Origin of the sequence: Rummeliibacillus sp. SL167 (assembly GCF_007896505.1) — a bacterium.
GTDB lineage: Bacteria > Bacillota > Bacilli > Bacillales_A > Planococcaceae > Rummeliibacillus > Rummeliibacillus suwonensis.
The window spans coordinates 24,624-49,051 of sequence record NZ_VCBM01000007.1 but is presented as its reverse complement, the minus strand read 5'-3'; the positions used below and the strand labels follow the sequence as shown (position 1 = coordinate 49,051).

Sequence of the window (24,428 nt, the reverse complement as noted above, 5' to 3'; positions counted from 1 at the left end):
ATTCCATAATTCGTTTTTTGATCCATTTCGTTAGAAAGAAACCATTTTTCTTTAGTATTCATATTGTTTTTTGGGGAGATTTGTTTTACAATCAAAAAGCCGATAATGATAATCATTATCAGTTCGCTTTGTAAATTTTAAAATAATTGAGGTGACATCTTGGATACACAAAATAGAAGCAGAATAGGCATGGGTAACATGTATTACGTTGTGATTGCTCTTTTAATCGTTTTTATACTGTTATCCGCTGTTTATTCTGTATCAATTGGACAAGTCCATATCCCGTTTAGACAGTCCATGGATATCCTATTGCACACCATTACAAATGGCAAGTTTGGTTCGCTTGACAACGTGCAAAGTGAGTCCTTTTTAAATATCATTTTACAAATAAGAATGCCTCGCGTTGTTTTCGCTTTATTAATTGGCATTGGGCTATCACTTTGCGGGACTGTTATGCAAGCAGTTGTACAAAATCCACTTGCTGACCCATACATACTAGGAATTTCATCAGGAGCCTCATTAGGGGCAACTTTTGCTATTTTAGTTGGCTTTGGTAGTAGTGCTCTTCTCGCTCAATTTGGCGTAGCATTCGGAGCCTTTGTGGGGGCAATGTTGACTTCAGTGGCAGTGTTGGTGTTATCGAGTATTGGAGGTAAAGCAACATCTGTAAAGTTAGTTTTATCAGGGGTTGTCATCGGAGCATTATGTAGTTCGTTTTCTAGCTTGATCATCTTTTTTGCTAATAATGCTGAGGGAATAAAAACGGTCACCTTTTGGTCAATGGGGAGCTTAGCATCTTCAAGTTGGGACAAGGCACCGATCATGGTGATTGTTGTTTTATTGGGCGCTATTTTATTTCTATTTCAACATCGAATATTAAACACCATGCTATTAGGTGATGAATCGGCGATTACATTAGGAATCAATTTAAGTGCTTATAGAAAATTCTATATGATTGCTACTGCTCTCGTTACAGGAACAATGGTGGCCTATGCAGGAATGATTGGGTTTGTAGGGCTGATTATTCCACATATAGCAAGAGGGATTTTTGGCGCAGATCATAAACGATTGATGCTTGGAACTTTGTTATTAGGTGGCCTTTTCATGATTTGGGCAGATGTTTTGTCACGAATTTTAATCGAAAATGTTGAGTTGCCAATTGGTATCATTACTTCTGTAATTGGATCACCATTGTTTATCTATATGATTGTAAAAAAAGGATACAATTTTGGAGGGTAGATAGAAAATGGAGTTAGTCGTAAAAGATATTGATGTCAATATAGGAAAAAAGGAAATCGTCAAAAATATATCTCTTCAAGTGAAAAATCAGCAGTTTGTAGGTCTAATAGGTCCGAATGGTTGTGGAAAGTCTACATTCTTGAAAAGTATTTATAAAAGTTTAAAGCCACAAAAAGGGCTTGTTTTATTGGATAATTTAGATGTCTTGAAAGCCTCCGAAAAGAAAGTTTCACAAAATCTAGGAGTTGTTGGACAGTTCAATGAGATGCATTTTGATCTGACAGTACAGCAAATGGTCATGTTAGGGAGAACACCGCACAAAAAACTACTTGAGTCAGATAGACATGAGGATTTTGAAATTGTAGAGGAAGCACTAACGCGAACTAATTTACTAGATTACAAAACTCGCAGTTTCTTATCCTTATCTGGTGGTGAAAAACAGCGCGTTATCTTAGCGCGAACTATTGCACAGCAGCCAAAATTTATGATTTTAGATGAGCCGACAAATCACTTAGATATCCGCTATCAAATTGAAATTTTATCATGTGTCAAAAATTTAAATATTGGTGTTTTAGCAGCCCTTCATGATTTAGAACTCGCAGCACATTATTGTGATTATTTATATGCAGTAAAAGACGGTGAAGTCTATGCGTATGGTACACCCGAAGAAGTTTTAACACCAGAAATCATTGAAGCCTTATACCAAATCAAATGCCAAACCTATAAAAATCCAATTACAAATGGATTAAGTTTCGCGTACGAAATATAGGAGGAAATCATGAAAAAGAAACTATTTATAGGAATTTTATTAGCCGCATTATTAACATTAACCGCTTGTGGAGGAACAGAGAAAAGTAAAGATACATCTTCTTCAAATGATAAAAAAACAGAGGAAAAAACGGAGTATCCTGTCACAATTCATAACTATGCAAAAGCTGAAGGTGGAACAGAGTGGAAAGAAAAGGACCAAACATTCGATAAAGCACCAGAACGTATTATGGCAAATACAAAACCAGCAGCTGAGTTGTTATTACACCTTGGATTAGGAGATAAAATTGTCGGAGTGGGTGCAGATTTTGGCGCTTCAGATGAATCAGTCGCAAAAGAATATGCAAAGCTAAAAATTCTTAGTGGGGACTATGTAGGAAAAGAAACAACACTTGGCACAAGCCCAGATTTAGTATTGGGTAGAGGTGATTTATTCGACAATGCAGAGTGGGGCGTCGGGACAGTAGACTCGCTCAATGAAATGGGTGTTAAAACCTATGTCTTAGGATCATCTGTTACAGGTGGTACGTACGATTCTATTTATACAGATATCGAGAATATCGGTAAAATTTTCAATGTTCAAGATAAAGCAGAAAGTTTTGCGAAAGAATTAAAAGATAAAGAAAAATCAATTGAAAAGAAATTAGCCAATATTCAAGAAAATAAAAAATTTGCACTTTTATTTATCTCAGATCCAAAAGATGTATCTATATATCCAGCGAACGGTGAAACTTTCTTCAATGAATCTTTTGAAAAAATGGTAAGATTAGATAATGTATTTAAAGATGTAAAAGGCGATAGTGTAGCTATTGAGAAATTAATCGATGCAGATCCTGATGTACTCATTATTCCTGATTGGCAGACATACAATGGTGATGATGCTGAAAAGGATCCCGAAAAAATTAAAAAGGCTCTTTATGCAAATCCTAAATTATCAGGCATGAAAGCTATCAAAAACAAACAAATTTATGCTGTTGATTATAATTATATGTTTGGTTATGGTTATGATACTATTGACGGTATGGAAAAATTGGCTAAAGAAATGTATCCAAATCTATTTAAATAAGGTCGATTGGGAATAAATAAACGGCTATCTAAAAGTGGAGGTAATCTATTTTTAGATAGCTTTCTTTACTTAAAAGGCTAAAAATTCAATTTTATTAGTAAAAAAGAAAAGAATTAATATAATAATGGTTTTGTAAATGTTTTGTCAAGTCATAAAGTCTTGAAAATTAATGAAATTTGCTTTATAGTCTAAAGAGAAAATCTGCTTAATGGAGGACTTATGAAATGACGAATATTTATGCTGTAGTTTTGGCTGCGGGCCAAGGCACTCGTATGAAGTCCAAATTATATAAAGTTCTTCATCCGGTTTGTGGTAAGCCAATGGTAGAACATGTGGTAGAGCATATTCGAGAATTGAATGCAAAACGCATTGTGACAGTTGTTGGTCACGGTGCTGAGAAAGTTCAAGAGCAATTGAAAGATAAAAGCGAATATGTGTTGCAAGCTGAACAATTAGGTACAGCCCATGCGGTTCAACAAGCAGAGTCGCTACTCGGTGATTTAGAAGGTACAACAATTGTTATTTGTGGCGATACACCATTGATTCGTCCAGAAACAATAAAAGCATTGTATGAATATCACGAAGCAAATCAAGCTAAAGCGACGATTTTAACGGCGATAGCCGAAGATCCTACAGGTTATGGTCGTATTTTACGAGAAGAAAATGGTCAGGTAGCGCAAATCGTCGAACATAAGGATGCAACACCTGAACAACGAAACGTAACCGAGATCAATACAGGAACATATTGTTTTGATAATAAGGCATTGTTTGCTGCATTGAAACAAGTCAACAATGATAATGCACAAGGTGAATATTATTTGCCAGATGTGATTGAAATTTTGCAAAAACAAGGTGAAGTTGTAGCAGCATATGTAACAGATAACTTCTCCGAAACACTTGGTGTAAATGATCGAGTTGCTTTATCGCAAGCAGAAAAGATCATGCGGACTCATATCAATGAAAAGCATATGCGTAATGGTGTTACCATTATTAATCCAGAAAACACTTATATAAGCGTGAATGCGCAAATTGGTCGTGATACAGTTATTCAACCAGGTGTCGTGATCGAAGGTACTTCTGTCATTGGGGAAGATTGTTTAATAGGACCTAACAGTCATATTCAAAATAGCCGGATTGGCGATCGAACTTCCGTACATTCTTCTGTTGTTGAAGATAGCCAAGTCGGAGATGATGTTGCAATTGGACCATTTGCACATATACGCCCAGCATCAAATGTTGGCAACCATGCGAAAGTTGGTAATTTTGTCGAGTTGAAAAAAACGACACTTGATGAAGGCAGCAAAGTATCGCATCTTACTTATTTAGGGGACGCGAAAGTTGGAGCTGATGTCAATATCGGCTGTGGTACAATTACTGTAAACTATGACGGGAAAAATAAATACCAAACAGTCATTGAGGATCATGCGTTTGTTGGATGTAATGCGAATTTAATAGCTCCTGTCACAGTTGGCAAAAATGCATTTGTCGCTGCTGGCTCAACCATTACAACGGATGTTCCGGAAAATGCACTTGCTATCGGTCGTTCTAGACAAGAAAACAAAGAAAACTATGTGAACAAATTAAATTTAAAATAATTAAACATTAACAGGAGGCCATTATGCCGTATCAATATGCTAACTCAAATTTAAAAATCTTTTCACTAAATTCAAACGAACCACTTGCAGCAGCAATTGCTAAAGAAGTAGGGGTAGAGTTAGGAAAAAGTTCTGTAAAACATTTCAGTGATGGAGAAATTCAAATTAGTATTGAGGAAAGTATTCGTGGTTGTGACGTATTTATCGTGCAGTCAACTTCAGCTCCAGTAAATGAAAATTTAATGGAACTACTTATTATGGTTGATGCTGTGAAACGTGCTTCTGCACGCACAGTAAATGTAGTAATGCCATACTATGGCTATGCTCGTCAAGACCGTAAAGCACGCTCACGTGAACCAATTACGGCAAAATTAGTGGCAAACTTATTAGAAACTGCTGGTGCAACTCGTGTAGTTGTTCTTGATTTACATGCTCCACAAATTCAAGGTTTCTTCGATATTTTAATCGATCATTTAATGGGGGTACCATTATTATCTGATTACTTCAAACAAAAAGGCTTCAATCCAGAAGATGTTGTCGTTGTATCACCTGACCATGGTGGCGTAACTCGTGCTCGTAAAATGGCAGAACGTTTGAAAGCACCGATCGCTATTATCGATAAACGTCGTCCAAAACCAAATGTAGCAGAAGTGATGAATATTGTCGGTAATGTTGAAGGAAAAGTTTGTATCTTAATCGATGATATTATTGACACAGCAGGTACCATCACAATCGGTGCGGAAGCTCTTGTCAAAAGCGGTGCAAAAGAAGTGTATGCTTGTTGTACACATCCTGTATTATCAGGCCCAGCAATTGAACGTATTGAAAACTCTGTGATCAAGGAATTAGTTGTAACGGATTCAATTCAATTACCAAAAGAAAAGAAAATACCAAAAATTAAAGAATTATCAGTTGCTACATTACTTGCAGATGCAATCGTTCGTATTTATGAAAATAAATCTGTAAGTAAATTATTTGATTAATCGTCAGTTTTTAAGCAGCTGTTTAAAATAGGATTTCAGTTTCACTTATGTGATGTAGAAAAACGAATCCTAAAAGAAAAAATAGCATGTTAGGAGTGATGCTAGCATGCTATTTTTTGATATACAGATACATGCTTTTGGAGAAAAATAAGAAGTGTGGGATAAGAACCATAGAAATAGTTCAACATTGAATTTTTCTAATTTTAAAAGCATATGTTAAAATAACAGGGATTAGTTAAAAAAGGAAGATACCAAATATGAAATTAATAATTGGTCTAGGAAATCCTGGAAAAGAATACGAACATACACACCACAATGTTGGGTTTGCTACCATTGATTTACTAGCAGAAAAGTGGAACATTCCATTAAATCAACAAAAATTTAATGCGCTGTATGGTATGGCTCACCGTCCAGAGGGAAAAGTAATGCTGCTGAAGCCGCTAACATATATGAACTTATCTGGTGAAGCTGTTCGCCCTATGATGGATTATTTTGATGTTGATGTAGAAGATATTGTTGTCATTTATGATGATCTAGACTTAGAAAAAGGCAAATTGCGCCTCCGTCAAAAAGGAAGTGCAGGTGGTCATAATGGAATTAAATCTCTGATCCAACATATAGGCACGCAAAATTTTAACCGTATTCGTATAGGGATTAGTCGTCCACCAGCAGGAATGAAAGTGCCAGATTATGTACTCTCAAGATTCTCAAAAGAGGAACAATCATTGATGCAAGATGCATTTCGTCGTGCCGCAGATGCATGTGAATATTGGTTGGAAAAACCATTTATCGAAGTGATGAATCGTTTCAACTAATCATGAAGCATAAAAGATGCCAAAGCTGTCTATACTTCTTATAAAGGGAGGTATGCTTATGGCTATTCGTTACAGATGTCGTCATTGCAACACGGAAATAGGCGTATTGCCATTTGATTCTGAAGAGAGTATTCGTAAACTTCATCAACTAAGTGAACAAGAAGCCAAAGAATTCATCCATCATGAGCAAAATGGTGACACCACCGTAGAAAGTATTTGTGAACATTGCGAAAACTCACTGAAGAAGTTCCCAAATTATTATGCATTAAAAAATTGGTTACAGTAAAATCGCTTTGGCGCTTCGTGCGTCCAAGGCCTTTTTCTGTATTTGTACATTGACGATACATACATGGAGTTGTCAAACAAAGAAGGGAGGCCCATTATGGAAATACTACGCCAATTGTTATCTCAAGATCCACATGTACAACATTTGTTAGAAGATATTAAAAGTGGTCAAGAAGCACAACTAATTACAGGACTTTCAGGAAGTGCAAGACCGGCTTTTTTATATACAATTTATGACACGATTCAAAAACCGATTTACATCATTTCTCCGAATTTATTACAAGCCCAAAAGACATTTGATGATTTAGTAAAACTCTTAGGGGAGGATAATGTTCACTATTATCCAGCAGATGAATTTATCGCAGCGGATATGTCTATTGCTAGCCCAGAATTACGTGCTCAACGTATTGAAACATTAGATCATATGCTACATCAACAAAAGGGGATATATATTATCCCTATAGCAGGTATGCGCAAAATACTACCCCCAAAAGAAGAATGGCTAAATTTACATCTAACGGTAGCGGTTGCTGAAGAAATAATTGTTGAAGAATGGCTGCAAAATTTAGTAACAATGGGGTATACAAGAAGTCAAATGGTTACAACGCCTGGTGAATTTGCTTTACGCGGCGGCATTTTGGATATTTACCCTCCGTATGTTGAAAATCCTATTCGTATTGAATTATTTGACACAGAGGTCGATTCTATTCGTACATTTTCAGCGGATGACCAACGTTCGATTGAAAAATTAAATCAGGTCGATATTTTGCCTGCGTCTGAGTTGGTTTTAACAAAAGAACAACGTTTAATCTTTGCGCAAAAGCTGGAAGAAGCTTTATCGGATAGTTTGAAAAAGGTGAAAAAGAAAGAGATACAAGAACAGCTTTATCAACATATTCAGGCTGATATCGAATTATTGAAGCAAGGTGAGCTTCCTGAATATGTGAATCGATATGGTTCACTATTATATGATCGAGCATCATTTTTAGGCGATTACTTTGTTCAAGATGGCCTTGTAGTTTATGATGAGCTTGGAAGAATCCAAGAAGTAATGGAAGCTTGGGAAAAGGAAGAAAAAGAGTGGTTCCTGTCTTTAATTGAAGAGGGAAAAATGGTGCATGCGGTGAAGCCTTCCTTTTCATTAAAGGAAATAATCGCTATGATCCATCAGCCATCTATCTATTTTGCTCTTTTTGCTAGGACATTTTCAGGTCTTCGCTTTAAGAAGACAACCAGTTTTTCTTGTAAACCAATGCAGCATTTCCATGGACAAATGCCTTTACTAAAAAATGAAGTAGAACGTTGGCAATTTGGGAAGTTTACGGTTCTTTTTGTGACAGAAGATGAAGAACGTCTAGCAACGATACAGACCACTTTAGAAGATTACGATATTCATATTCAAATCGGTGAACCAAGGGCAGAAGGTATTTTTGCTGTTACAGGTAAATTGACGGCAGGCTTTGAGTTACCTTTACAGCGTTTAGCCATTGTGACGGAAGAAGAACTTTTCAAACAAAAAACAAAGAAAAAAAGAAGCCGTTCTCAAAAAATGACCAATGCTGAACGGATAAAAAGCTATACAGAGATTAAACCAGGCGATTATGTTGTACATGTACATCATGGTATTGGAAAATATATAGGTATTGAAACGCTTGAAGTCAATGGCAAGCATAAGGATTATTTACATATCCGATATCGTGCGGATGATAAATTATATGTTCCTGTCGATCAAATTGATTTAATCCAAAAATATGTTGGTTCAGAAGATAAAGAGCCTAAGCTCCACAAACTGGGCGGAACGGAATGGAAGAAAACAAAGAGCAAGGTATCATCAGCGGTACAAGATATTGCAGATGACTTGATCAAATTATATGCAAAACGGGAAGCAGAGAAAGGTTTTGCATTTACTCCTGATGGGGATGAACAACGTGCCTTTGAGGAAGCGTTCCCATATGAGGAAACGGAAGATCAATTACGGACGATCCAAGAAGTAAAAATAGATATGGAAAAAGAACGCCCAATGGATAGGCTTATTTGTGGCGATGTCGGTTATGGTAAAACGGAAGTCGCTATTCGAGCAGCATTTAAGGCGGTTATGGACGGTAAGCAAGTAGCCTTTTTAGTTCCAACGACGATTTTAGCACAGCAACACTTTGAAACATTCCAAGAAAGATTTCAAGATCAGGCAGTTACGATTGGCCTTTTAAGCCGTTTCCGCACACGCAAACAACAACAAGAAACATTAAAAGGGCTAAGGGATGGAACCGTAGACATTGTGATTGGAACACATCGCCTATTATCAAAAGATGTTAGCTATAAAGATCTTGGTTTGCTTGTCGTCGATGAGGAACAACGCTTTGGGGTTACGCATAAAGAGAAAATCAAACAATTAAAAACAAATGTAGACGTGTTAACGTTAACAGCAACACCGATTCCACGTACACTACATATGTCAATGGTAGGGGTGAGGGATTTATCTGTTATTGAAACACCACCTGCTAATCGTTTCCCTGTTCAAACATATGTCATGGAATATAACGGAGCTCTTATACGAGAAGCTATTGAACGTGAAATGTCTAGAGGTGGGCAGATCTTTTATCTACACAATCGTGTAGACGATATGGCTCGAAAAGTAGAGGAAATTCAAATGCTTGTACCAGATGCTAGAGTAGGCTATGCACATGGACGAATGTCCGAGTCCGAGTTAGAGTCTGTTATTCTACGGTTTTTGGACGGAGATTATGATGTTTTAGTAACAACGACGATCATTGAAACAGGTATTGATATTCCAAACGTTAATACACTAATTGTCAATAATGCGGATCGTATGGGGCTATCACAACTCTATCAATTACGAGGACGTGTTGGACGATCCAATCGTATAGCATACGCCTATTTCATGTACCAACGTGATAAAGTATTAACAGAAGTTGCTGAACAACGTTTACAAGCAGTCAAAGAGTTTACAGAGCTTGGTTCAGGTTTTAAAATCGCGATGCGGGATTTATCTATTCGAGGTGCAGGCAATTTATTGGGCTCTCAGCAACATGGCTTTATCGATTCAGTTGGGTTCGATCTGTATTCACAAATGTTAGAAGAAGCTATTGCTGAACGGCAAACGGGTGTGAAAAAAGAGGAAGAAAAAGATATTGAAATATTGCTTCCATATGATGCATACATTCCAGATGCGTATATTCCAGATGGCTATCAAAAAATCCAAATGTATAAACGGATAAAAGGAATGGAAGAAGAGGAAGATTACTTCGAAATTATAGAAGAATTGCAAGACCGTTTTGGAGATTTGCCAGTCGAAACAGAACGTTTGCTACGTATTGCACGTATAAAAGTATGGGCGAAAAAAGCAGGTGTCCATTCGATTAAGACCAAAAATAAGGTCATTACGATTGATATTTCAGAGGAAGGGACAGCAAGCTTAGATGGCAGTAAAATCGTTTCAGAATCGATGCAATTTGGGCATGCGGTAGGCTTCCAATTAGAAGAGCAACGGTTAATTTTAACGATTGATGAGAGAAAAGCAGAAAAGCAGCTACCATTTGATATTTTAGAATCATTAATGAAAGTATTGCCGACTGCCATTCGAGAAAAAGCAGAGGTAAGAGACTAATTTTTGTCATGTATAATTTTTATTTCATTGCCCCATACTAACGACAAGTACTATTATGAAAATTTGTCGAAAGTGAGGCAACATGAATGAAAGCAACAGGCATTGTGCGTCGAATTGATGATTTAGGACGTGTAGTTATCCCAAAAGAAATCCGAAGAACTTTACGCATTCGTGAAGGAGATCCATTAGAAATATTTACGGATCGAGAGGGAGAAATTATATTAAAAAAATATTCTCCGATTAATGAATTAAGTGATTTTGCGCTATCATATGTAGACACATTATTTGAAACATTAGGTGCAAGTGCATTGATCAGTGATCGAGATGAAATTATTGCTGTGGCAGGTGTATCTAAAAAGGATTATATACATCGTCAAATCTCTTCATTTGCGGAAGAATGTATTTTACAGCGTACAGTTCTTGTAGAAAAACATGAGAATTCCATTGAAATTGTACCAGGTCAGATTGAGCAGATTAAATCTTATTGTATAGTACCGATTGTTGTAGCAGGTGATGCAATAGGGGCTGTTTATATTTTATCGAAGATGCATTTTATCGGTGATACAGAACAAAAAGTGGCAGAAACAGCAGCACATTTTTTAGCAAAACAGATGGAAGATTAATGATAAAAACCATTCGACTATTGATAGATGAAATAGCGAATGGTTTTTTCTTTGGATTCGATTAATCTTTTAAGCGAATGGATTTTAATGCAGACGATGCATTCAGATGATCTAACATTTCTTTCGCATTGCTGCTAGCTGTAGAAGAAAACTGTGAAGGCTTTTCTGAGGATTGTATTTCTTCATTCACACGCATTTCAGCAATTAAAATCTTTGTACCATTTGCTTTGACAAGATATTTACGAACATAACCGTTCTTTCTCTCCGTAATAATACGAAAAGATTTGTTTTTTAATCTTTCTTCAACTTGTAAATAATTTTCTTGAGTAAACGGTGATTGTTTGAATGTTGCTGCATTTTGAAATGTATCTACTTTTGTGACGGAAAACTTCATAGAAATCCCCTCCTTAGCCTTAATGATCAATATACATATCGTCGGAAATTTCTAAAAATAAATAGAAGGTCTTATTTTAATAGGAAAAATAAGGAAAAGGTATTAGAGGAAAGGAGTTTTTGCTTATTTTTTTGACAAAGTAACAGTGTTTCAATACGTTCTTGAACATATTCTCTCATATAGTGGAAGGCACTTGGTACAGATGAAATGGCAACTAGTCGTAAATTCTTTGTTTCACCAGGCAATCCAGAATCTAAAAACAAGATTTGGAATTACTTCCTAACAAAAGGGCAAACCATTTTTACAGAACTAACAGCAATGACTTGGAAAGTTGGAGGACAGCTGCAAACAAGTGTGAACTTAGAAAGCCATCTGTTTAAGCTTAACAGAAACGGCTAAGGCAAATGGTATCGATTTTTATCAATACCTCGTGAAGCTCTTGACTGATTCCCCGATTTATCGGCAAACTGAGATTTTACAAGATTACATGCCTTGTTCCAAGAATATTCAAGCGGCTTGTGCAAAATAGCCATCTATCAGAAAAAATCAAAAGATAGATGGTATTCGTCGTGCATACCATTGAAGGGTGCTTATTTTTTATATTCCGGGCATACATTACACTGTTATCTGAAATGTGGGGATCGGAAGTCGAATAGAACAATTACTTAATAGCATGGGAATATGTGAAGCTGTGGTGAGAAGGAAACGAGAAGTTTTTCAGGTAGGTCATAATACTATTCTTAGGATTGTCTTATTATTGAGTGGGAAAAGATAAAAATAATTCTAGGGGTAGTACCCGCATAGCTGACACCATCCCTATTAGCTGGTCTAATTCAATAAACACTGTAGCCACTTAGTTTTATCTAAAGTGGATTTTGTTTTTTAATGTAAGGGTTATGAAAACTGATTTTTTAAGAGCTAGCCATTTAAAGATTTGACAAATAATCTTCTTCGAATAATCGTTCTAACATTGTATGTCTATTGTTTAAAAAAACTTGGAAATTTGATAATGTTGTGTTTCCTCATAAATTACTTCTTTCAAACCATCCTCCTCAAAACTTATTATAGAAGCCCCTGGATAACCTAAAAGGATAGGGCAATGGGTTGCTATGATAAATTGTGCTCCATCTTTTTTTACCAAGTCATTAATTATTTTAAGGAATGCCAGCTGATTTTGAGGTGATAGAGCTGCTTCAGGCTCATCTAATAAATAGATGGCTTTTCTAAAAGCAATGAATGTTAAATCATTTAGCGAAGGACAGGCTATCATTCATTATCTCTTTTCTTTTTTACAAGACATCAAAGAACTTGAAACGGATAAAGATGTTGTTGTGCTGCTTGATGAAATAGATAGTGGATTAAGTGCTGAAAATATCAATATGTTGTTGTGGCAAATGAAAGAGTTATCGGAATCAAGAAATATTCAATTTTTTATTTCCACGAATCATTATCATTTTGTCTATGTAGTCAAAGAGGTTCTTAACATGTATGATGGAAAATTTATAAAAATTGATTCATATGGGAAATATTTCAAGATATTAAATGATGGGATTCAAACAATGGATAAGAGTCATAAAAGAGATTTTACGTTTTTGGATGTATATTAATAGATGGTATCTGCATATAAAAAGTAGTGGCAGGAGACCAAAAACGATTTTTTAATCGTTAAATAAGTCACCTGCCCTTATATTTTTAGATAACTCAAATGATTAAAATTAGTTATTACCATTTTTTATCCACCAATTTGAAGGAGTTATATTTTAGATATTTTTTATTGGAGAATTCATAAGGTTTTATAATAGATGGCGTTACAAATTTCGGATTTTGGAAATAGCTTTGTATTTTATATGTTTTACCAGATTTATAATAAGCATACCAAACCAATTCACTACAGTAAGTTCTAGTTATATCTTTGGGGTTTGGAGATATACGGTAATGGATTTTTTTACCTTTAAAATATTTCATAGCATTTTTAGCAGCTAGTTTACCTAAATGTTTTGAATTTGGTCTAGCCACTTTTGTTTTTGGATATCTTTTAAACCAAGAGGTTTCCTTTGAATTTTTTGATACCTTAATTTTTATTAATTTGGGGTATGGTTCATTCTTCCAACCAGATGTATGTAAAATTAAATTTTCTCCAACCACTATTCCAGTATGACCTACAATACCTTTTCCACTACTTCCGACGCTACTAGTTATAAAAATATCCCCTTTCTGATATGACATTGCTTGTACCTTTGTATTTGAATTGAAAGTGACTAATATAATTAGGAACATCAAGAATGAAATAATTATTTTTTTCAAAAACAATTCCTCTATTTCCATTTTTTATTAGTGTATAATAAAAATGTAAGAAGGTAAATAAGATAAATTATTGATTTTAAAAGGAGAATTACTTTGAAAAAAAACATAAATATGTTTATTGTATTAATAATTTCATCTTTTTTGGGTATTTTTGCCCAATCCATAGCAGATTTTATAAAAGACAAAGTATATAATATGCCATCAATATATTATCTAAGTTTCTTTACTTTTTTAAGTGTATTTTTGTTTTTATTTGTCTTAGTTAGAACCTTTATCTTAATGAAAAAAAATAAAAGAAATCAGAATGATTTTATTCTTATGATATTTTTAGTAGCTTTGTTAGGTATTCCAACGACGCTTTGGTCGTTATTTGTACTAGGCATGTGGTGGTCATATTAGTTCGGAATTTGACAGGGATGTAAATGCGAGTATTCATTTGCTAAACTAGTAATGTAATTGGTATCGTCTTTTAGAGGAACGAAGGATACTTATAGTTTGATAAATAGTTAAAAAGTGTCTAGATTCTGCATGATGAAATATGTATAAGAAACAAGGATATATGCTCATATGTTGAACATAGTATCCTTGTTCAATTAAGTCTATTTAATATGTGGAATATCTTATTTAAAAAAAAGAATAAAATGAATCAAACAAAAAAGGTGTACCTATTTGTACAAATATAAAAAGGAGTAATAACACATGTATAAAGTAAAAAAATTCCAATTAACGAGTAGACAAGCCTTCATAAACCAAACCTTTTATATGCAAATTCAAGCCTGTGTGGATATACCAAGATACGGCACTAAATCTATTTAAAAACAAAGAAATAAACGACTCACCATGCGATTGATGATGTAACGAACGACCTCCATATGCTGCAAATGCCCCAATTCCATCAATATGTGTAGCAAAATCATAAAAGGATTCAGCTCTTAAGAAGAAATCATTTGTGACTTTGGGCATCCATGATAGTCTTTATATGTTGTCCAAGATCGGATCCTGAAGCATGAAGTTCGTATTTATTATTTCTTCCACCTCCTGCAGTATTAAAATCACATTTATAAGCTATTGCTTCAAGTAGAGTTGATTTGCCAGTTCCGTTTTCACTTACAAAAAGGTAACATCACTTTTAATGTTTAGTTGTTCAAACTTATTAATAGAGGGGATAGAAAATGGATATTTATTGTGGTTGTTATTATCTTTAATTAACTTTATCTCTTTAAGAAACATAAATACCACCTAGTATATTTTGTTTGTCCAGATTACAATTGATCAAATACCATGTTCGTTTTTAAGTGGTTGACAATATTGGTTTTAACACCCTGGCATAACATTGAATCAAACATTTTTTCAATTAATCCACTTGTTTCTACATCTAAAATCTTTTTTAATGTGTTCATAACTTCTGTATATCTAATTTCATTCTTTTCATCAAGAATAGATTCTGCTTTTAGTTCTTTTAATACTTTAATGTGTTTGTCTGTTAACTTCCCTTTTATTAGTTCTGACAGTACCAAAAAAAATAAATTGATTGATGATCTTTGACTTGAAGTAATTCCTGAGGTTACCAGGAAGTTATAGTAAGGAAATTCATCACTTGTCACTTTACATATACTTAAAAGCCTAATTTGCTCTTTTACAGTATTCAATTGCTCTTCAAGCTTCCATGATAGTAACTCCTTTTAAATAAGATAAAAGTAGAAAGAATAATCTTTCTACCTTTCCATTCTAATCTTTAGCTACTTTAAAATGCAAGGAAACTTACAACAGCAGCCATGTTCTCAGCAATATCTTCAGCGTATGTAGCTGGTACATTTACATCTCTTAGCCCTTGGTAAATTATACTTCTTATTGTACTTTGAGCATAATTTTGAGCATCATCTAATCTATCAATAGCTTTATCTAATCCCTTATTTACTTTCGAAGTATTGTTTTTCAAATACTTTATTGCCCCATTACTCATATGTTCTTCAATTAAGCCTAAAATCCAATCTCCAGCCTTAACAGCACCTTTAATAGTATATAGTGCACCTTTTACTAATAGTCCTTTTGCTCCAGCAGCTTCAACTTCTGGTGAAGTCGTTTCCTTCTCAACAACTAATACATTTGAAGGTTCCTCATTAGATGAAGCTACATAAGTAGAAGTTGTTGGTAATATTACTCCAAGTGATAATGTTGCTGCTGTTGTACCGATTAATAGTTTTTTCAACAAGATTTCCATCCATGTAATAGGCGTTAGCGTTCCTACTGTAGCAGGTACTTATTATGCAAAATTAGCTATTGCAGGTAGTCCTTTAGGTGCGACAACTTCCAATTCGAAGGCAGGGATGTTCACTGTATCTACTTCAGACCATTCAACACCAGAAGTGCCAGAACCAGAAACACCAGTAGTATCCGTGCCAAAAACACCAACGATCCCATCAACCATATCAGACAAAACAAAAGTGGTGAGGGGGACAACGACACCAAATGCTACAGTTGTCCTTAAAAAAGGAAGTAAAATAATTGCCAAAACCAAAGCAGACAAAAAAGGAAACTATCAATTAACCATACCAACGCAAACGGCTGGTACGACATTGACGATTTTGTCCACATTGGATGGCAAAGTATATAGCAAAGCTAAAACGATTAAAGTAAAAGATCAAACAGCACCTAAAGTGAATCATGTTCTAGTAACCGATAAATCAAATAAAATCACGGTAAAAACAGAAAAAGGTGCAACCATAAAGCTAACGATTGCTGGTAAAAATTATATCAAAAAAGCAAATAAGTCAGGAACTTATACATTTACAGTCAAAAATATAAAGGCAAATGTGAAATGGAGTATTATCGTTACAGATGCTGCAGGAAACGCTAAAAAGATTTCAGGTATCGTAAAAGACAAAACAGCTCCTAAAACAGCTTCTATCTTAACCAAAGTAACGAAAAATACGAAACATATCATCGGGAAAGCTGAAAAAAATGCGACTGTCTATGTTTATAAAAAAGGAAAGAAAATAAAAACGGCTAAAGTATCGAAAACAGGAAAATTTACGTTAGCCATTCCTAAACAAAAAACAGGTACAGTTTTAAGTATCATTGTAAAAGACAAAGCAGGCAATAAATCAAAAACGAAAAAAATCGTTGTCAAAAAATGAGGATTTCAGCCACCTCTATAAAACGAATTTCAATCATTCGTAGAGAGATCTATAAGTAAATTTGAATAAGCCGAATAAGGAAGCCGAGAATGTTGTTCCATCAATATTCTTGGCTTTTTATTTATCCCGCTTTAACGGGCAGTAAGATCCTCATCTCAAGATATAGAGAGAAACGAGAAAGATAGATGGGGGAACAACTGCCCGTAAAAGTCCGATTGGTTTAGCTGATCATCAGTGGGGGATGAAGAAAACTCCCACTGATGGAAGCTTCACTTTATTACTTTTTACTTTTTTCAGGGATAGGAGCAAATATTATAGCAATTACTGGACCTAGATATAAAAAGGACTTATTTAGATTGTTTGTGGTATACCCCATTAAATAGGGCAATCCTATAAAAATCATGATAATGCCTATTATAAAAAAGATATATTTCACTTTTTTACTCATAGTTCATTATACCTCCTTCTATAAAAAATATAGACATAAATTCTTATTTTCCTTTTATTTGTTAATTTTACATGGATTTTAATGTAAAATATGTAAAATGAGTGTTTTGAATGAAAAAATTATTAGTTTATTAATGGTTATTACCCTAGTTTTTATGTCTAGCATTACACTTGTTCCTAATAAAGTAAGTGCTGACAGTAATCCGGCTATAGATCAATATATATCGGTAAAATCTGTAAAGAAAAATAAAAATGGATCTATTACCATTAAGTATAAAGTAAAAAAGGGTTTTTCTCCAGGCCATTCGTTAACATCTGTAAATATCTCAGCAGGATATTCATGGCCCGCAAAATATAGAATTGGAAGCCAACATAACTACTATAAGGCAATTAAAAATAAAAAAGGAACTTATAGTACGACTATTCCAAAACCTAAATTAAAAGTGATAGGCACGCAACAAATGCAATTAAAGTTGTGGTCTGACAGATATGCAACATCAAAATATTTAAAAAATGTATTTAATTATCCTTCAAGTATTACAACAAAAAGATTTAAAATCACTAAATCTTCAGCTATAGCAGAATATATTGGGGTGACAGGTATAGGATATGTAATAAAGCTTTACCCTGGTGGCAGAATAACTACAGCAGCAACAGGATGGATGATGGCATATACTGGAACGGGGTTGGGCGTTATAAAAGGGTTCCCTCCAAAAGCAGCTGGTCAGTATTATCAAGTTAAAACTTATTACAATAGCAAAGGACTAAATGTTCAAACTAAAATTTGGTCTTCGAAAAAGTCATATACGAAGAAAGAAACACCTATTTATAATAAAACTAGAGTATCAAAATGGTAGTTCGTTTTAAAATCATATTGAGTGTGCTTTGTGGGATGCCTATGGCTACATAAAGCTCTTTTTGTGTACGCCAATCCCAATCTCACATGACAGTATTCTTCCCCATATCAAAGATTAAATGGCGATAAATAGAGAATCGAGAAGTCCCTCAAAGATTGAAGGTTTCTTTGCTACAGAATATGCGGTTACTCTATAATAAAAGGAGCATATTTTGCACAGTTAACAGAGAGTAAATTCTAAAGTTTGGAGGTAAAATATGTCTTTCATGAGAATGGATAGAGATGAAGTTTTTTTAGATTTCTATAAGGATCAATATAAAGAGAGGCTCAGCAATTATCGTTTAACGAATGAACAAATAATATATAGTGGACTTCCTATGGAATCAATAAATGAATGTAAACAGGATCCTGAACGACATCCCGTTGTTATTCTGTACGATCATAGACCTGTTGGCTTCCTCGTTCTTCATGGTTGGAACGGTGTTAGACAATATAGTCAAAATCAAAATGCATTGCTTTTAAGCGCCTTTTCTGTGAATGGTGATTTTCAAGGTAAGGGAATAGCAACAAAATCATTACAACTATTGGATACTTTTATTAAAAAACATTTTCCAAAAACAGAGGAAGTAATACTTGCCGTAAACCATAAAAATAATATGGCGCAGCATATTTATAAAAAAGTAGGCTACGTTGATAAAGACTTGTGGTATTAAGTCAAGTATAGGATTGATAAAAGCTAGAGAAGAATTTCTAAAAAAGAGCACAAGAAACTAAACTTCAGAAAAAACAAACACTTGTTCTTATTTCTGAAGCTATCTTGAAAGGATATCAAAAGCAGTGGTTAGCTTTTGATTTACACACTCCTTTCTGGCATGTAGAGTTGGTGGTTGCGTAGTAGCACATCCACCAGACGCACTAGTTTTCTCGCAGTTAAGACAAGGGCTCTTTTATGTTTGTATTTCGGAACTTCATCATATTTCTTTAAATAATACGAACGGTAAGTAGCTTCACGAAGTTGTACAGAGTTGGCAGCTTCAACCATGTAATAACGAAGATACTGGTTTCCCGTTCGTGTCAGGGGTGTTCGTTCCGATTCAAAATTTCCAGATTGCGATTTTTTCCAGTAAAGACCGGTATATTTGGCTAATTGGGCTTCATTTTCAAAGCGTTCTATTTGTCCAATTTCCGCGATGATTCCTGCCGCGTATACGATGCCAATGCCTGGAACACTTGTTAAACATTTGGCTTCTGGAATAGCTTCGAATAAGGCGGCAATGCTTTTTTCTAACTCTTTGATTTGCTTTTTCAAGGTTTGAATCAATCGCACATAAGTGGCTAATACAACGTCTACAGAGTCTTGAACAACCTTACCTAGCCGGTAGGAATCACGTATGGCTTTCTTAATGGTTTTCGCTAATTGTTCTGGGTCACTAAAGCGGCCTTTCCCCTTTTTCTGAAGAAGGGTAGCGAGTGATTCCAGTTCCATTTCTACGATTTCGTCCAACGAAAGGGAGTCTGAAAGTATTTCCATCATCGTTGCACCAAAAACAGACGTATTTAACTCTTTCGATAGTGTATTACATTTGTAGTAAAGGTTTTCCAGAAAGTGTTGTTTACATTCTGTTAGTTGGTGAACGAGTTGATATCTGGAGCGTGTTAAACGTTGAAGGGCAACATATTTTTCCTCTTTGATAAGAGACTTATTATAACGCCCAATGCGTAAAAAATCGGCAATTCGAAAAGCATCTATTCTATCGGTCTTATCTTCTTCAAACAATCTTTTATACCGATGGATGGCCTTTGGATTTTGCACGACTACTTCAACATTTAAGTTCTTCAGTTCCTTATCTTCTGCTAGAAACATGGCAGGGTGGAAACTGTAGATGGAAGTAGACTCCATGCCAATGACAATTTTTTCATAATGGTACAACTGCTGAAAATGGAGAACATTTTCCTGAATGGCACTGGCCCCATTCACATCATTTGAAAGACAGATTTCTTTCAAAACGGTGTCATGACTATCAAGAAAACATACATCAAGTTTTTCAGAGCTTACATCAATACCTACGAATAGTTTCATGGAAAGGACCTCCTTTCTTTAGATGATATTTAGAAATAGCTTGGATACTGTGGGATTTCCCTAGAGTCCCAAACATACCACAACCTCGTGTATGAGTATTCAATGATTCCCTTCCCCTAAGCTGCCCTCCCACTACTCTGAGAGGTAAGTGAAGGAAATCGATACAGCTTGTGCGTATGCAGTGCAATATTGGGTCTGGGTCACAGTCTTTCAACGTAGTTAAACTACAGGAGTGAAAAGCATATTCCCGATGGATCCATTTCCATAAATCCATTATCTAAGGAAATCCCCCAGTATCCAAGACGAAAGTTTTCCATCTATCATTTTTGGATGTAGCCCTGAAGATAAAAACTATTCAATTTTCAAGGAACAGTTATTAACTTAAAATTTATTATACGAGTTATTAACTTAAAATTTATTATACGAGGAATGAGAGCAATGGGGAAATATGGTGAAATGCTTATTTTAAGTAAGGCATTAGATGAAACGGTTGCTAAAACATAGGCATGTATTAATATTAGCGGATTGCTAGAATCTCGCATGAACAGGCAGTACGTTCCCTAGTATATGATTGAACTTTATAGAGTACATGCTTATTGCCAAGTAAATTGTGTAGTATAAATCAGAAGACATTATGAGGAGTTTGGTGGATATGCTATACTGATGGCACATATAATTCGTATGATGACAGATGAGATAAGGAATGAGGGTTTACATGTCCGAAAATTGGGGGATGAAGGCATATTTAAAAGGAGTTGCTTTGCTGACGATCGCGGCTCTTTTTGTAAAGGTATTGAGCGTAGTATACCGTGTGCCATTTCAAAACTTAGTAGGAGATCATGGCTTTTATATTTACCAGCAGATATACCCCTTTGTAGCGATTTTTGTTACATGGACATCTAGCGGTTTAGCTGTGGCCATTTCTAAAATTCTAGCAGATTTAGGACAAGATCAACGTCAGTATGAAAAAAACGCAATAGTACATATTCTATTTCTTTTTTTACTTGCGTTATCCATTATATGTTTTGCCATCTTGTTCTTTGGTGCCGCCACTTTTGCGCATTGGATGGGAGATCCGAAACTAGCAGATTTACTTCGACTTGGATCTTTTGTTGTGTTTAGTATGCCGGCATTAGCGGTTTACAAAGGACTCTTTCAATCGGCTGGCATCATGTGGCCTGTAGCGTATGCTCAAATGGTGGAACAGATTGTTCGAGTGGCTATTATTTTAGGCGGGACATGGATCATTGTATCAACCACTGGATCTTTATATGATGCTGGGAAAATGGCATTAGCAGGAACGGTTGTGGGAGAATTTGCGGGCATTCTACTGCTGATGATCTTTATCAAAAAGCATACCTCATTAAAGATCAAGATGACTCCTATTGAGAAACGAACATCATCGGCATGGTCCATCATTAAAAAGCTAATGGTTTTAAGTATCAGTATAAGCATGAGTAGCCTTGTGCTATTAGTATTTCAATTAATCGATTCTTTCACGGTATATAGTACCTTGAGAAAATTAGGAATTTCCTCGCTTCAGGCAATGGAGATGAAAGGTGTTTATGATCGAGGGCAGCCATTGGTACAGGTAGGTTTAGTGATTGCTTCTTCACTATCACTGGCTATTGTACCACTTGTAGCACAAGCCTCTAAAAAGCGTCATGGTCAAGAGGCTGAACGTTATATACAGCTTACCTACCGCACATCTTTGTTATTTGGTGTTGCAGCGGCTGTTGGTTTAATACTTGTCATGCCAAATGTAAATGTTACACTATTTGAAACACCCGAATTATCCGATGTATTATCCATCTTTGTCTTACAAATCATTTGGTTATCACTTATTATGACATTGACAGCAATACTGCAAGGATTAGATCGATTGAAAATACCTGCTTGCTTACTAGTGATAGGTGTTTTGGTTAAACTATGCTTGAACAAGTTTTTGATCTTGCATTATGGTATTGTCGGAGCGGCTTGGGCTGGAAATTTGGGCCTTTTTATAACAGCAATAGGTTTAATATGGTATTTTAAAAAAGAGGAAAAAATGAATTTAGCTACTGCGCGTTTTTATAGCGGCATGGCATTTGCTACACTTGCAATGGTGTTTATCGTTTTACTATTTACGTTGTCTGTGGAACCATTGATCTTTACTTCCATGGATGGACGTATGCGGTCACTTCTATTATGTATTTGTAAAGCTGGGATAGGTGCTTTTGTTTTCGTGACAATGCTCGCAAGGATGAGAATCGTTTCAACTAGGGATTGGTATCTATTCCCTTTTGGACGTCGCATGGCAGGTTACCAGCTTTTATTACAACGAAAAAATAAAAAAACTAGGTGAAGAGTATGCATCAACTTACGGTTATTGGATTAGGCGCAGGAGATTTTGAACAGCTTCCGATTGGCGTCTATCGACAATTAAAACAAGCGAAGAAAATTTGTGTTCGGACAAAGGAACATGCTGTACTAGATGAACTAGCAAATGAAGGAATTCAATTTGAAAGCTTCGATGCCATTTACGAAAAACACGATGATTTCCTACCTGTATATGAAGAAATTGTTGCAACACTACTCAAGTATGTACAAACAGAAGATGTTATTTATGCTGTTCCAGGTCATCCATTAATGGCAGAAATGACTGTGCAACTATTGATCGAAGCAGAAAAAGAAGGGAAAGTTCAGCTTAAAATAGAAGGGGGCCAAAGTTTTCTAGATGCCGTTTTTGGTGCACTTCGTATTGATCCGATTGATGGTTTTGAGCTTGTCAATGGAACGACTTTCTCGATTCATCAAGTAAGTATGTATAAACATTTATTGATTGCACAAGTATATGACCCATTTAGTGCTTCTGAAGTTAAACTCACATTATTGGAAAAATATCCACCAGAATATCCAGTAATGATCATAACAGCTGCTGGATCAAAGGATGAAAGAATCCGTACTGTGCCATTACATGAGTTAGATCATGTCGCAGAGTTGAATAATCTAACAACAGTCTATGTTCCACCCGTTAAAGAACAAAAAGAGGCCCTTCGCGAATGGTCAACATTCCGTGATATTATTTCCACTTTACGTGACCCGCAAGACGGCTGCCCTTGGGATCGAGCACAAACACATGAAAGCTTAAAACGGTACATGCTCGAAGAAGTGCATGAATTTTTACAAGCTATCGATGAGCAAGACGATGAACATATGATTGAAGAACTTGGTGATGTATTACTCCAAGTATTTCTACAAGCACAGATCGCTGAGGATGCTGGTTATTGGAACTTAGAAGATGCTCTAGAAGGTGTCGCAGGGAAAATGATCCGCCGACATCCGCATGTGTTTAGTGGTGTGCATGTAGAGAGTGTGGAAGATGTTAATGCTAACTGGGAAAAGATCAAGAAAAAAGAACATCAAGATGACGGTCATACAGGATCTCTATTAAAAGGGGAATATCGTGCAACCTCTTCCTTGCAGACATCCTATAACTATCAACGTAGAGCAGCAAAAGTAGGATTTGAATGGCCTGATACGAAAGGCTTTTGGGATAAAGTAGAGGAAGAATGGCAAGAGTTCCGCCAAGAGATCGAAAAGGGTACACAAGAAACTAGATTAGATGAATTTGGGGATATTCTCTTTACACTTGTCAATTTAGCACGTGTCTATAAAATTTCTGCGGAAGATGCAATGCTTCACGCAAATACTAAATTTGCGAAGCGATTTGGTTATGTTGAAAAACAAGTAATGGCAGGTCGAAAAGATTTTAAAGCTTATTCACTAGAAGAATTAGATCAATTTTGGCAGCAAGCAAAGCAAAAAGAAAAGGGGATCATTGATGAGATTAGATAAATTTTTAAAAATTTCTCGCCTGATCAAACGACGTACATTAGCAAAAGAAGTGGCAGATCAAGGGCGTATTACGATTAATGGCAAGGTAGTAAAAGCAAGCAGTGCAGTAAAAGTAGGCGATGAACTAGCCATTCGTTTTGGGCAAAAAATCGTCACAGTCCGTGTCGAAGAACTAAAAGACATCGTTCGAAAAGAAGACGCAGCCAAAATGTTTACGATTTTAAAAGAAGAAAAACTAGACAAAATCGAACCCCAGTTTATAGACGATTAAAATAGAAAAACAACGATTCGCCATATTTATGGAAAATCGTTGTTTTTATTTTGCTTGGTATTAAAGGGTAGCCAGTTCTATTAGATGAATGAATACATAGTAA

25 protein-coding genes and 2 pseudogenes are annotated in these 24,428 nt (G+C 35.4%); 19 read left to right on the top strand and 8 right to left on the bottom strand.

Going from position 1 to position 24,428, the window contains the following annotated elements:
* Window positions 1–189 precede the first annotated feature (189 nt).
* From FEZ13_RS18770 to spoVT, 9 genes are all read left to right on the top strand, one after another.
* Complete coding sequence (locus FEZ13_RS18770; RefSeq protein WP_370467737.1) at window positions 190–1,239, top strand: FecCD family ABC transporter permease; 1,050 nt, start codon at window positions 190–192, stop codon at window positions 1,237–1,239.
* Between the two features lie 7 nt (window positions 1,240–1,246).
* Window positions 1,247–2,008: an ABC transporter ATP-binding protein gene (locus FEZ13_RS18765; RefSeq protein ID WP_146553922.1), complete on the top strand. Its 762-nt coding sequence runs from the start codon at window positions 1,247–1,249 to the stop codon at window positions 2,006–2,008.
* A gap of 9 nt (window positions 2,009–2,017) precedes the next feature.
* Window positions 2,018–3,073, top strand: coding sequence for an ABC transporter substrate-binding protein (locus FEZ13_RS18760; protein WP_146553921.1), 1,056 nt, complete (start codon window positions 2,018–2,020; stop codon window positions 3,071–3,073).
* A 224-nt stretch (window positions 3,074–3,297) separates the two neighbouring features.
* Complete coding sequence (gene glmU / locus FEZ13_RS18755; RefSeq protein WP_146553920.1) at window positions 3,298–4,668, top strand: bifunctional UDP-N-acetylglucosamine diphosphorylase/glucosamine-1-phosphate N-acetyltransferase GlmU; 1,371 nt, start codon at window positions 3,298–3,300, stop codon at window positions 4,666–4,668.
* Window positions 4,669–4,691: 23 nt separating this feature from the next.
* On the top strand, window positions 4,692–5,651 hold the full coding sequence (locus FEZ13_RS18750; RefSeq protein ID WP_146550909.1) for a ribose-phosphate diphosphokinase: 960 nt from the start codon (window positions 4,692–4,694) through the stop codon (window positions 5,649–5,651).
* Window positions 5,652–5,908: 257 nt separating this feature from the next.
* Window positions 5,909–6,466: an aminoacyl-tRNA hydrolase gene (gene pth, locus FEZ13_RS18745; protein WP_146550910.1), complete on the top strand. Its 558-nt coding sequence runs from the start codon at window positions 5,909–5,911 to the stop codon at window positions 6,464–6,466.
* Window positions 6,467–6,524: 58 nt separating this feature from the next.
* On the top strand, window positions 6,525–6,752 hold the full coding sequence (locus FEZ13_RS18740; protein WP_146553919.1) for an anti-sigma-F factor Fin family protein: 228 nt from the start codon (window positions 6,525–6,527) through the stop codon (window positions 6,750–6,752).
* 96 nt (window positions 6,753–6,848) lie between these two features.
* On the top strand, window positions 6,849–10,376 hold the full coding sequence (gene mfd / locus FEZ13_RS18735) for a transcription-repair coupling factor (protein WP_146550912.1): 3,528 nt from the start codon (window positions 6,849–6,851) through the stop codon (window positions 10,374–10,376).
* Window positions 10,377–10,462: 86 nt separating this feature from the next.
* Complete coding sequence (spoVT, locus tag FEZ13_RS18730; protein ID WP_146550913.1) at window positions 10,463–10,999, top strand: stage V sporulation protein T; 537 nt, start codon at window positions 10,463–10,465, stop codon at window positions 10,997–10,999.
* 61 nt (window positions 11,000–11,060) lie between these two features.
* Here the strand turns inward: spoVT and FEZ13_RS18725 are convergent, their stop codons facing one another.
* Window positions 11,061–11,393, bottom strand: coding sequence for a hypothetical protein (locus FEZ13_RS18725; RefSeq protein ID WP_146550914.1), 333 nt, complete (start codon window positions 11,391–11,393; stop codon window positions 11,061–11,063).
* 207 nt (window positions 11,394–11,600) lie between these two features.
* On the opposite strand from FEZ13_RS18725, the gene FEZ13_RS18720 reads away from it, so the two are divergent.
* Together FEZ13_RS18720 and FEZ13_RS20555 are read left to right on the top strand one after the other, a co-directional pair.
* The gene (locus tag FEZ13_RS18720) at window positions 11,601–11,792 is read left to right on the top strand and encodes a hypothetical protein (protein ID WP_146553918.1); all 192 of its coding nucleotides are present in this window, start codon (window positions 11,601–11,603) and stop codon (window positions 11,790–11,792) included.
* Entirely contained in the window at window positions 11,764–11,922 is a 159-nt protein-coding gene (locus FEZ13_RS20555; protein WP_370467740.1) for a transposase domain-containing protein, read from the top strand. The genes FEZ13_RS18720 and FEZ13_RS20555 overlap by 29 nt, the downstream gene beginning before the upstream one ends.
* Window positions 11,923–12,319: 397 nt before the next feature.
* Here FEZ13_RS20555 and FEZ13_RS18710 read toward each other — a convergent pair.
* Window positions 12,320–12,615: pseudogene (locus tag FEZ13_RS18710) on the bottom strand (AAA family ATPase); the annotation flags it as partial.
* A gap of 10 nt (window positions 12,616–12,625) precedes the next feature.
* Between FEZ13_RS18710 and FEZ13_RS18705 the strand changes: the two are divergent.
* A complete protein-coding gene (locus tag FEZ13_RS18705) occupies window positions 12,626–13,000 on the top strand; it encodes a P-loop NTPase family protein (RefSeq protein WP_146553917.1) in 375 nt (124 codons plus the stop codon).
* A 115-nt stretch (window positions 13,001–13,115) separates the two neighbouring features.
* Here FEZ13_RS18705 and FEZ13_RS18700 read toward each other — a convergent pair whose 3' ends face one another.
* Entirely contained in the window at window positions 13,116–13,697 is a 582-nt protein-coding gene (locus FEZ13_RS18700) for a C40 family peptidase (protein ID WP_146553916.1), read from the bottom strand.
* A 93-nt stretch (window positions 13,698–13,790) separates the two neighbouring features.
* Here FEZ13_RS18700 and FEZ13_RS18695 point away from each other — a divergent pair, with 93 nt between their 5' ends.
* Window positions 13,791–14,096: a hypothetical protein gene (locus FEZ13_RS18695; protein WP_146553915.1), complete on the top strand. Its 306-nt coding sequence runs from the start codon at window positions 13,791–13,793 to the stop codon at window positions 14,094–14,096.
* A 384-nt stretch (window positions 14,097–14,480) separates the two neighbouring features.
* Here FEZ13_RS18695 and FEZ13_RS20280 read toward each other — a convergent pair.
* From FEZ13_RS20280 to FEZ13_RS18680, 3 genes and pseudogenes are all read right to left on the bottom strand, one after another.
* A pseudogene (locus FEZ13_RS20280) lies at window positions 14,481–14,927 on the bottom strand (AAA family ATPase); the annotation flags it as partial.
* A gap of 32 nt (window positions 14,928–14,959) precedes the next feature.
* A complete protein-coding gene (locus tag FEZ13_RS18685) occupies window positions 14,960–15,346 on the bottom strand; it encodes a hypothetical protein (protein ID WP_146553914.1) in 387 nt (128 codons plus the stop codon).
* A 95-nt stretch (window positions 15,347–15,441) separates the two neighbouring features.
* On the bottom strand, window positions 15,442–15,909 hold the full coding sequence (locus FEZ13_RS18680) for a hypothetical protein (protein WP_146553913.1): 468 nt from the start codon (window positions 15,907–15,909) through the stop codon (window positions 15,442–15,444).
* A gap of 115 nt (window positions 15,910–16,024) precedes the next feature.
* On the opposite strand from FEZ13_RS18680, the gene FEZ13_RS18675 reads away from it, so the two are divergent.
* Window positions 16,025–16,834, top strand: a complete 810-nt coding sequence (locus tag FEZ13_RS18675; RefSeq protein WP_146553912.1) for an Ig-like domain-containing protein — start codon at window positions 16,025–16,027, stop codon at window positions 16,832–16,834.
* Between the two features lie 277 nt (window positions 16,835–17,111).
* Here the strand turns inward: FEZ13_RS18675 and FEZ13_RS19740 are convergent, their stop codons facing one another.
* A complete protein-coding gene (locus FEZ13_RS19740; protein WP_186725986.1) occupies window positions 17,112–17,282 on the bottom strand; it encodes a hypothetical protein in 171 nt (56 codons plus the stop codon).
* A gap of 106 nt (window positions 17,283–17,388) precedes the next feature.
* Between FEZ13_RS19740 and FEZ13_RS18670 the strand changes: the two genes are divergently transcribed.
* Window positions 17,389–18,138: a hypothetical protein gene (locus tag FEZ13_RS18670; RefSeq protein WP_146553911.1), complete on the top strand. Its 750-nt coding sequence runs from the start codon at window positions 17,389–17,391 to the stop codon at window positions 18,136–18,138.
* A gap of 256 nt (window positions 18,139–18,394) precedes the next feature.
* The gene (locus FEZ13_RS18665; protein ID WP_146553910.1) at window positions 18,395–18,850 is read left to right on the top strand and encodes a GNAT family N-acetyltransferase; all 456 of its coding nucleotides are present in this window, start codon (window positions 18,395–18,397) and stop codon (window positions 18,848–18,850) included.
* A gap of 140 nt (window positions 18,851–18,990) precedes the next feature.
* On the opposite strand, the gene FEZ13_RS18660 is transcribed toward FEZ13_RS18665, so the two are convergent.
* Window positions 18,991–20,217: an IS110 family RNA-guided transposase gene (locus tag FEZ13_RS18660; protein WP_146551745.1), complete on the bottom strand. Its 1,227-nt coding sequence runs from the start codon at window positions 20,215–20,217 to the stop codon at window positions 18,991–18,993.
* A 715-nt stretch (window positions 20,218–20,932) separates the two neighbouring features.
* On the opposite strand from FEZ13_RS18660, the gene FEZ13_RS18655 reads away from it, so the two are divergent.
* The 3 genes from FEZ13_RS18655 to FEZ13_RS18645 are packed head-to-tail and all read left to right on the top strand — an operon-like array spanning window position 20,933 to window position 24,325.
* The gene (locus FEZ13_RS18655) at window positions 20,933–22,561 is read left to right on the top strand and encodes a putative polysaccharide biosynthesis protein (protein WP_146553909.1); all 1,629 of its coding nucleotides are present in this window, start codon (window positions 20,933–20,935) and stop codon (window positions 22,559–22,561) included.
* A gap of 5 nt (window positions 22,562–22,566) precedes the next feature.
* Window positions 22,567–24,054, top strand: a complete 1,488-nt coding sequence (yabN, locus tag FEZ13_RS18650) for a bifunctional methyltransferase/pyrophosphohydrolase YabN (RefSeq protein ID WP_146553908.1) — start codon at window positions 22,567–22,569, stop codon at window positions 24,052–24,054.
* On the top strand, window positions 24,041–24,325 hold the full coding sequence (locus tag FEZ13_RS18645; RefSeq protein WP_146550919.1) for an RNA-binding S4 domain-containing protein: 285 nt from the start codon (window positions 24,041–24,043) through the stop codon (window positions 24,323–24,325). The genes yabN and FEZ13_RS18645 overlap by 14 nt, the downstream gene beginning before the upstream one ends.
* Window positions 24,326–24,428: the final 103 nt, after the last annotated feature.